General features: G+C 47.1%; 4 protein-coding genes. All 4 read left to right on the top strand.

What is annotated here, in order from left to right:
* Nucleotides 1-171 precede the first annotated feature (171 nt).
* Nucleotides 172-396, top strand: a complete 225-nt coding sequence (locus J4G02_21615; GenBank protein MCE2397118.1) for a hypothetical protein — start codon at nucleotides 172-174, stop codon at nucleotides 394-396.
* 485 nt (nucleotides 397-881) lie between these two features.
* On the top strand, nucleotides 882-1,124 hold the full coding sequence (locus J4G02_21610; protein MCE2397117.1) for a zf-TFIIB domain-containing protein: 243 nt from the start codon (nucleotides 882-884) through the stop codon (nucleotides 1,122-1,124).
* Nucleotides 1,125-1,564: 440 nt separating this feature from the next.
* Complete coding sequence (locus tag J4G02_21605; GenBank protein ID MCE2397116.1) at nucleotides 1,565-2,395, top strand: undecaprenyl-diphosphate phosphatase; 831 nt, start codon at nucleotides 1,565-1,567, stop codon at nucleotides 2,393-2,395.
* A gap of 52 nt (nucleotides 2,396-2,447) precedes the next feature.
* Nucleotides 2,448-3,437, top strand: coding sequence for a BMP family ABC transporter substrate-binding protein (locus tag J4G02_21600; GenBank protein MCE2397115.1), 990 nt, complete (start codon nucleotides 2,448-2,450; stop codon nucleotides 3,435-3,437).
* Nucleotides 3,438-3,714: the final 277 nt, after the last annotated feature.

Here is a 3,714-nt window from a genome sequence, read left to right as displayed (position 1 = left end):
CCCATTGTACACGGCAGTATTTTCCAATTTGAAGGGCAAGCAACTGTCCTCAAGCCACACGATGGACCGTGCTATCGGTGCATGTATCCAACTCCGCCGCCGCCCGGCATGGTCCCTGGCTGAAACGAGGCTGGCGTCCTGGGCGTGCTCCCGGGCACTGTTGGTCTTGTGATGGCAACTGAAGCGGTTAAACTGCTGCTCGACGTTGGCGAACCACTCATCGGTCGCTTGATGATGTATGACGCACTCAGCATGAAATTTCGTGAGTTGAAAGTGAGTCGGGATAAGAACTGCCCTATCTGCGGCGAAGAACCGACGATAACTGAGTTAATCAGTGATTATGTCGAATTCTGCGAAATGGATCATTCCGAACCGCTTGCAGCTGCTGCCGACTAGAAAATAAAACGTAAGTAACGTTTTTGCACCGTGCAAACCCTTTATCGCCAACCCTTTAGGTCTGTATCCTAAGTCTTTAGGCTTAGGATACAGACCACTTTAGCAGTATTTTGAGTGTCAAAACGATTTTACTTTTAGATATTGATTCTGTGACGGTTTGAGTCCAAAGAGACGAGCAGGCAGGGTAAAATCTCCCACCGTCAATTCCGTCGACAACGGGATTCCTGAATCACGACGAGTCAATCCCTCTAAAATCACCAGATGCGCTTGTAGGGGACAGCAGCCTACTGTCACGGGATTCTCCTTACTTGTGCGGGCAGGGCAGCCAAAAAGGGGCAGGGCATTGTCCCCCGAAGGAGCGGGTGTAAGACGTGCTTCGGTTCGCAACCCGTGTTGATAGCGCAATTCCACCGTTATGGCACTGGGACTCGCAAGAATCCCAATGTTTTAACTTTGGGAGTATGTCAATTGAAAGGATTGAATTTATGCTTCCTTGTCCAGGTTGTAATAATCCACTTACGCAATTTCCAATCGAACGATCGGACGTGGATCTGATGAGTTGTGATGGCTGCCAAGGTGTTTTTCTCAATCGCCCCGGCGGAGAACTAGAGAACGTGGATAACGCGACATTTGACGAACTTGTCGAAGCGTATGGCACCGAATATCCAATTGATGTAGATCCAAGTACCGTTACTCTGCCAGAGGCAGTGGAAGAAGTTCTTGAGTAGAAAATATTAATGTCCTATGGCATTAGTAATCTAGTTCATCAGCCTTGCGAAGGTTCAAAATCTTCGCAAGGTTGTATACCAATTATTCCCCAAATAAACTTGCAATGGGTCAAGCTCCTTGAATTAAGTCCCTACCCTGCCCGCAATGGATCCCATTTCTAAATTTGCCCAATCTCTTCAAAAGTGCCCTAATATTCAAGGGACCATTCTCCGTTTTCCTGCCCCATCCCCGTTAATAGACTTCTTTCTGATTCCTATTAAATCTATTTTAGTTTCTAGTTTTGTGCAGCGCAGCACTTATGACGGTGTGTGCTGCGCTTTTACGCTACAAAACCATCATTAATTGATTCAATCGCTAGACTATAACACACCCGTCACGCCTTACATCCTCGAAATAAGCAGAGAATTCAAACAATTTGTCGGCGATTTAGGAAGTACGGATGACCATTCTTGAAGCGATTGTGCTTGGGATTTTACAAGGCATAACAGAGTTCTTACCAGTGAGTAGTTCAGGGCATTTAGTTCTGATGCAGCATTTCTTGGGGATAGAAGAATCGCAGATCTTTTTCGATGTTATGGTCCATTTTGGGACCTTGGGCGCGGTTATTATTGTTTATTATCAGTTAATCGGATCTTTGGTACAGACCGGTTTTTCCACGCTCTTTCAGGCGGATTTCTACCGACACCCTCGACTTACAATCAGCAACACTCCTGATCTCAGGCTAATCTGGTTTCTTCTGATTGGCTCAATTCCTACCGGGCTAATCGCGCTGTTGTTCAAAGAGTCACTTGAATCGATCTTTGGCAAACCGATGGTGGTTGCCGTCATGTTAATTATCACGGGGCTAATCCTGCAACTGTCACGTCTTGGACAAGGACAGCGACAAACAGAGACACCTCTACGAGCGTGGCATACACCACTCGTCGGAATTGTTCAAGGGCTTGCCATCATCCCCGGAATTTCCAGATCTGGGTCAACAATCTCTATTTCACTGCTATTAGGGTTGTCTCCGCAGGTTGCAGCGCAATACTCTTTTCTACTTTCTATTCCTGCAATCTTGGGTGCTGTTATCCTCAAGTTCAAAGATGTCGGGGAGATTACAATTGCCCCAGCCGTTATCGTCGCTGGAACATTGACTTCATTCATTGTAGGTTACATTGCATTACGCTTTCTGCTCGCGATGCTCAATCGCGGAAAATTTTCTATCTTCTCTTACTATTGCTTCGCTGTGGGGATAGTTGCAGCGATGTCAATTTGGCAGGGGACGTAATGTAAACGTAGCCAAACCCGTAAATAGGACTAATTTGCGAGGAATCAATATTATGCAAAAGAGATTAATTAAAACTGTCGCTTGCAGTTTCACGCTGATCTTTCTTTTTATCATACCAAGTATTGGGAAAACAAAAAGGATTGGGTTAATCTACGACACAGGTGGTCGTGGAGATCTTTCGTTCTGTGATGCCTCCTACGCTGGTGCCAAGAAAGCGACCGATCAGTGGAAACTTGATCTCAAAGAGATTACGCCCGGACAGAGCACCGACATCGAGTTTGCGTTGAGGCAGCTGGCTCGATTGAAATATGACCTCATCATTGGGGTTGGCTTTCTCTTTCAAGAGCCGATAGAGCGTGTAGCATCTGAATTCCCAAACGTCAAGTTTGCAATTATTGATGCCGAAGCCAAACGGGACAACGTCGCCTCGCTCATCTTCAAAGCACATGAGGGAACCTACCTGGTAGGAGCAATCGCTGCACTGAAAACCGAGACAAATCGGATTGGGTTCATCGGTGGGATGAACGTCCCACTTTTGCACGCTTTTGAAGCAGGTTATTACGCTGGGGCAAAGGCTATCAATCCGGAAATCGACGTTCTCATCGACTATGCCGGCGTCACCCCGAAAGCCTTCAGTGACCCTGCCAAGGGAAAAGAACTCGCACTGGCGCAGTATAACAAAGGTGCTGACGTAATCCTCGCGGCGGCGGGTGCAACGGGCTTAGGAATACTCGAAGCCGCGAAAGAAAAGCAGAAGCGGCTCATCTGGGTGGACGCGAACGGAAACCATCTCGCACCGGGACTTGTCCTGACGAGCATGATCAAAGGCGTCGAACTTGCCGTCTACCAAACAATCCAAGCGGTCGTTGAAGACAGCTTCACCGGTGGTATAAAATTATATGGTCTCAAGGAGGGTGGAATCGAATACATCGTTGATTCCAACAATCAAGAGGTATTGTCACCGGAAATTCTAGAACGCGTTGAAGCACTCAAAAAGCAGGTTATCGACGGAGAGATTGTCCCCCCGTCGGAAAGAGAATAGGGTGAGTGCCCTGTTGAAATCTTAATTGTTCTAAACAGTGATTCAGCTACAACAACGGAATACATGCACTTCAGCTAGTATGACACAAAACGTGGAGTATAATATGAATGAACGCGAAAAATTCCTCTTCGATCTGCGGGGTTATCTCCGAGTCGAAAACTTTCTGACTCCCGCAGAGGTCCAAGCGCTCAACGAAGCAGTTGACGCCAACCATGACAGATACACAGAGGACAGCAAAATGTACGGTCTTGGCATGGATGGTGAGTACCATCGCCGA

Source organism: Candidatus Poribacteria bacterium, assembly GCA_021295755.1.
In the GTDB taxonomy this organism is placed as follows: domain Bacteria; phylum Poribacteria; class WGA-4E; order WGA-4E; family PCPOR2b; genus PCPOR2b.
Note: the sequence above shows the minus strand (reverse complement) of the source record. Positions and strands in the feature narration are given on the sequence as shown.